1 protein-coding gene is annotated in these 292 nt (G+C 49.7%); it reads left to right on the plus strand.

All coding sequences use genetic code 11. The features are described 5' to 3' along the window. On the plus strand, positions 1–292 hold a 292-nt coding region (locus A6D97_RS07170; RefSeq protein WP_206208213.1), incomplete at both ends, for a VCBS domain-containing protein.

Raw genomic sequence — 292 nt, forward strand, 5'->3', positions numbered from 1 at the left:
CGCCAACAGTGCGTTTAATCAATTGAACGTCGGCGATAAAGTCGAAGAGACCTTTACGGTATCGTCGGTTGATGGCACACCGTCGACCATAAAAGTGACGATTAACGGCACTAATGACGCAGCTACTGTCAGCAGCGCGACCGTTGCCATCGATGAGACTAACAAAGCGGTAACAGCTTCAGGCACCCTCACCAGTACCGATGTAGACAACCCAGACAACACGTTTACACCGGATTCTATTTCAGGTACCAACGGTGACCTGACTATCGATGCTAATGGTCATTGGGTGTTC

Source organism: Vibrio sp. ZF57, from assembly GCF_001691235.1.
In the GTDB taxonomy this organism is placed as follows: Bacteria; Pseudomonadota; Gammaproteobacteria; order Enterobacterales; family Vibrionaceae; genus Vibrio; species Vibrio crassostreae_C.